The sequence below is a fragment of the Nitrospira sp. genome, assembly GCA_005116745.1.
In the GTDB taxonomy this organism is placed as follows: domain Bacteria; phylum Nitrospirota; class Nitrospiria; order Nitrospirales; family Nitrospiraceae; genus Nitrospira_D.
The window spans coordinates 1-4,486 of the sequence record SWDS01000007.1 but is presented as its reverse complement, the minus strand read 5'-3'; the positions used below and the strand labels follow the sequence as shown (position 1 = coordinate 4,486).

General features: G+C 59.1%; 1 protein-coding gene and 2 rRNA genes. All 3 read right to left on the bottom strand.

Features of this window, described 5'->3' with window-relative positions:
* On the bottom strand, positions 1-725 hold a 725-nt coding region (locus E8D52_10770), incomplete at its 3' end, for a MoxR family ATPase (GenBank protein TKB67959.1).
* A 178-nt stretch (positions 726-903) separates the two neighbouring features.
* Positions 904-1,020, bottom strand: a 5S ribosomal RNA gene (gene rrf, locus E8D52_10765).
* A gap of 111 nt (positions 1,021-1,131) precedes the next feature.
* Positions 1,132-4,266 (bottom strand): 23S ribosomal RNA (locus E8D52_10760).
* Positions 4,267-4,486: the final 220 nt, after the last annotated feature.

Below are 4,486 nucleotides of genomic sequence, written 5' to 3'. Positions count from 1 at the left end.
TCGGCCACCGACGGCGACTTCTTGAGCTGGAGCCCACGCAGCGTGCCGACCAGGTCGACGACCTGCTCGGCGAGCTCGGCGCCGATACCGGGCACCTGGGCGAGCACGATGTCGCGTTCCCGCTCCGCCCGCGGATAGTCGAGGTGCAGGTAGAGGCAGCGTCGTTTGAGCGCCTCGGACAGCTCGCGGGTGGCGTTGGAGGTGAGCACCACGAACGGCCGCCGCGCGGCATGCACGGTGCCGAGTTCCGGGATGGTGATCTGGAAGTCGGACAGCACCTCCAGCAGCAGTCCCTCGATCTCGACGTCGGCCTTGTCGGTCTCGTCGATCAGCAGCACGGTCGGCTCGGTACGCCGAATCGCGGCGAGTAGCGGGCGTTCGAGAAGGAACTCGTCGGTGAAGATGTCGTCGTGGGTCTGCTCCCAGGACTGCCCACCGCGGGCGGCCTGGATGCGCAGCAGCTGCTTGGAGTAGTTCCACTCGTAGAGCGCCCGGGCCTCGTCCAGTCCCTCGTAGCACTGCAGACGGATCAGTTCGGCTCCGGCGGCCCGCGCGACGGCCTTGGCCAGCTCGGTCTTGCCGACCCCGGCAGGCCCCTCGACCAGCAGTGGCTTGCCGAGCACATCGGCCAGGTAGACAGTGGTCGCGATCGCCTGATCGGTCAGATAGCCGGCATCCGCCAGCCGCTCGGCGACCTCGGCCGGCCCGGAGAAGATCGACACCAGGGAAGTCTACTCGCCGGTAACCCGCACAGGAAGGAACGATCGCGGCCCCCTCACACCCACCGCCTCGCCGCCTACCCTGAAATATGACGAAAGGCCAGCCGAGATCGGCTGGCCTTTCGTGTCAATGCCGCGAGGCCCGGTAAACCGTGTGGGGTTTACCGGGCCTCGTGGAAGGTGTGTTCGGCGGTGTCCTACTCTCCCACACCCTGGCGGGTGCAGTACCATCGGCGCTGGAGGGCTTAGCTTCCGGGTTCGGAATGGGACCGGGCGTTTCCCCTCCGCCATGACCGCCGTAACTCTACGAAACACTATTCACTTAGACTCCCACACACGCCAACCACAAGTGGTTGGGGGTGTGTGGGCTCTGGGTGGTGTTTCAGAGCCGTACAGTGGATGCGTAGCATGTTTGTGGGCAAGCCCTCGGCCTATTAGTACCAGTCAACTCCACCCATTACTGGGCTTCCATCTCTGGCCTATCAACCCCATGGTCTAGTGGGGGGCCTTAACCACTCAAGGTGGTGGGAGACCTCATCTTGGAACAGGCTTCCCGCTTAGATGCCTTCAGCGGTTATCCCTTCCGAACGTAGCCAACCAGCCGTGCCCTTGGCAGGACAACTGGCACACCAGAGGTTCGTCCGTCCCGGTCCTCTCGTACTAGGGACAGCCTTCCTCAAGTCTCCTGCGCGCGCGGCGGATAGGGACCGAACTGTCTCACGACGTTCTAAACCCAGCTCGCGTACCGCTTTAATGGGCGAACAGCCCAACCCTTGGGACCTACTCCGGCCCCAGGATGCGACGAGCCGACATCGAGGTGCCAAACCATGCCGTCGATATGGACTCTTGGGCAAGATCAGCCTGTTATCCCCGGGGTACCTTTTATCCGTTGAGCGACGCCGCTTCCACCAGCCAGCGCCGGATCACTAGTCCCGACTTTCGTCCCTGCTCGACCCGTCGGTCTCACAGTCAAGCTCCCTTGTGCACTTGCACTCAACACCTGATTGCCAACCAGGCTGAGGGAACCTTTGGGCGCCTCCGTTACCCTTTGGGAGGCAACCGCCCCAGTTAAACTACCCACCAGGCACTGTCCCTGAACCGGATCACGGTCCGAGGTTAGATATCCAGTACGACCAGAGTGGTATTTCAACGTTGACTCCACAGCCACTGGCGTGACCGCTTCATAGTCTCCCACCTATCCTACACAAGCCGAACCGAACACCAATACCAAGCTATAGTAAAGGTCCCGGGGTCTTTCCGTCCTGCCGCGCGTAACGAGCATCTTTACTCGTAGTGCAATTTCGCCGGGCCTATGGTTGAGACAGTCGAGAAGTCGTTACGCCATTCGTGCAGGTCGGAACTTACCCGACAAGGAATTTCGCTACCTTAGGATGGTTATAGTTACCACCGCCGTTTACTGGCGCTTAAATTCTCAGCTTCGCCACACAAGGTGACTAACCGGTCCTCTTAACGTTCCAGCACCGGGCAGGCGTCAGTCCGTATACATCGTCTTGCGACTTCGCACGGACCTGTGTTTTTAGTAAACAGTCGCTTCTCGCTGGTCTCTGCGGCCAACAACCCCTAGCCCGCAAGGGGCTTCAAGGTCACTGGCCCTCCTTCTCCCGAAGTTACGGAGGTATTTTGCCGAGTTCCTTAACCATAGTTCACCCGATCGCCTTGGTATTCTCTACCTGACCACCTGTGTCGGTTTGGGGTACGGGCCGCGTGAACACTCACTAGAGGCTTTTCTTGGCAGCATGGGATCACTCTACTTCGCCTCAATCGGCTATGCATCACGCCTCACCCTGATGAGCGACGGATTTGCCTATCGCTCGGGCTGCACGCTTACACCAGACACCATCTGCTGGCGGAGCTACCCTCCTGCGTCACCCCATCGTTTGACTACTACAAGTTCGGTTCCCGCGCTCACCATCATCGGTCCGAAGACCTCCGACAGATCGGGCGGTTAGCATCACAAGCCTCGCCAGGGACGCGTTCACACGGGTACGGGAATATCAACCCGTTGTCCATCGACTACGCCTGTCGGCCTCGCCTTAGGTCCCGACTTACCCTGGGCGGATTAGCCTGGCCCAGGAACCCTTGGTCATCCGGCGGCAGAGTTTCTCACTCTGCTTTCGCTACTCATGCCTGCATTCTCACTCCCACACCCTCCACCGCTGGCTCACGCCGCGGCTTCACCGGATGCAGGACGCTCCCCTACCCATCCATACCACTGCACACGTCCCCGAAAGAACGAGCGGATGTATTGTATGAATGACACAGCTTCGGCGGTGTGCTTGAGCCCCGCTACATTGTCGGCGCAGGACCACTTGACCAGTGAGCTATTACGCACTCTTTCAAGGATGGCTGCTTCTAAGCCAACCTCCTGGTTGTCTGGGCGACCCCACATCCTTTCCCACTTAGCACACACTTGGGGGCCTTAGCTGGTGTTCTGGGCTGTTTCCCTCTCGACTACGAACCTTATCGCCCGCAGTCTCACTGCCGCGCTCTAACACACCGGTATTCGGAGTTTGGTTGATTTCGGTAAGCTTGTAGGCCCCCTAGACCATCCAGTGCTCTACCCCCGGGGTGAAACACGCGACGCTGCACCTAAATGCATTTCGGGGAGAACCAGCTATCACGGAGTTTGATTGGCCTTTCACCCCTACCCACAGCTCATCCCCCAGGTTTTCAACCCTGGTGGGTTCGGGCCTCCACGACGTCTTACCGTCGCTTCACCCTGGCCATGGGTAGATCACTCCGCTTCGGGTCTAGACCACGCGACTCAAACGCCCTATTCGGACTCGCTTTCGCTACGGCTACCCCACACGGGTTAACCTCGCCACGCAGCACTAACTCGCAGGCTCATTCTTCAAAAGGCACGCCATCACCCCGAAAGGCTCTGACGGCTTGTAGGCACACGGTTTCAGGTACTCTTTCACTCCCCTCCCGGGGTACTTTTCATCTTTCCCTCACGGTACTAGTCCGCTATCGGTCACCAGGAAGTATTTAGGCTTACCGGGTGGTCCCGGCAGATTCACAGCAAATTTCACGAGCTCGCTGCTACTTGGGATCCCCATCGGGAGATGGCATGTTTTCGCGTACGGGACTTTCACCCACTACGGTCCAGTATTCCAAACTGATTCCACTAACACACCATTTTCTTACTCCCCGACCAGCCGGCAGACCAGTCAGACAGGTCCCACAACACCGCACACGCAACCCCTGCCGGGTATCACACGTGCACGGTTTAGCCTCTTCCGCTTTCGCTCGCCACTACTCACGGAATCACGGTTGTTTTCTCTTCCTGTGGGTACTGAGATGTTTCACTTCCCCACGTTCCCTCCACACACCCTATATATTCAGGTGCGGGTGACACCCCATGACGGGTGCCGGGTTTCCCCATTCGGAAATCCTCGGATCACAGCTCGGTTGACAGCTCCCCGAGGCTTATCGCAGCCTCCTACGTCCTTCATCGGCTCCTGATGCCTAGACATCCACCGTGTGCCCTTAAAAACTTGACCACAAAGATGCTCGCATCCACTGTACAGTTCTCAAACACCAACCAGCCGAACCCACCCCTACGTGATCGCCGCACCGACATAAAGCCGGCCGTTCAACCACCAGATGAGTGCTGAGGTATCGCCTCAGAGCAACACAACGCGTGTTGTCTCAGGACCCAACAGTGTGCCAATTCACGCACATCCTCCCCAACCCCACCCAACCCGTTCCATGACTTCCGAAGAAGACCGTACTTGCATCAGGCA